This is a genomic window from Parafrankia sp. FMc2, assembly GCF_041008525.1.
Classification (GTDB): domain Bacteria; phylum Actinomycetota; class Actinomycetes; order Frankiales; family Frankiaceae; genus Parafrankia.
Genome location: NZ_JBFLUG010000468.1, coordinates 1 through 766, shown reverse-complemented (window position 1 = coordinate 766; position 766 = coordinate 1). Strand labels below are relative to the sequence as shown.

The following is a 766-nucleotide window of genomic DNA, read 5'->3' as shown; positions in this document are numbered from 1 at the left end:
CCCGCATCGTCGCCCGCGCCTGGATCCGGGTGATCTGGGCCTGCTGGCACAACGCCACCCCCTACGACCCCACCCTCCACCAGACCCGCCAGCGCACCCACGGCCTGACAACTTGACTCAGAAGACTCAAGCGCTACGTCGCCCGCGAGATCTACAACGCCATCCCGCGCACCAGCCCACCAGTCGCTACGGCCACTTGACGACACAGGGGCGTCAGCGCCCACCGGGGCTTGGGCTGGGTACGGCGCAGTACGGCGACCTCGTGCCGTAACACGAGCAGCTCGATGTCCTCCGACGCCGACAAACGACCGAGGAGAACCAGCCAGCCGCACACCCGCACGAAGATCAGATAGAGCAGGCGGATCGACATAGCTGACCATCATCCCGCCGGCCCCGTACGGCCGCATCTCCCAGGTCACAGACCCAGGCCGACTTCTGACACCCCACAGGCTCCGTCGATGACCGACGGTGTTCATTTGGAGCTTCGAGCCCTGATCGCAGTCCAGTCAGCGGCGGCGAGCCATGAGTCGATGCCGTTCCGGTCGAGCCAGGGCGTTGTGCCTAGCAGCCGCAAGAATGAGCTTGCTTTCTTCGGCCAGACGGTGCCGTTCGCGGCGGGGACGCTCGTCGCATAGGTCACTAGTACTCCAGCCCGACTTTTGTGATCAGTTGAGTTGGAGTGCTGCGGCTTGGCGGCGATAGTGGCTGGCTTGTGCGCGTGCCTGGTGGCGGCGGCGCCACCGGGACCAGGCCAGCACGAAGCCGG

1 protein-coding gene is annotated in these 766 nt (G+C 65.9%); it reads right to left on the bottom strand.

Translation table 11 applies throughout. The annotated features are described in order from the left end of the window. Positions 1–151: 151 nt before the first annotated feature. Positions 152–370, bottom strand: coding sequence for a hypothetical protein (locus AB1460_RS37980; RefSeq protein ID WP_368967434.1), 219 nt, complete (start codon positions 368–370; stop codon positions 152–154). Positions 371–766 lie beyond the last annotated feature (396 nt).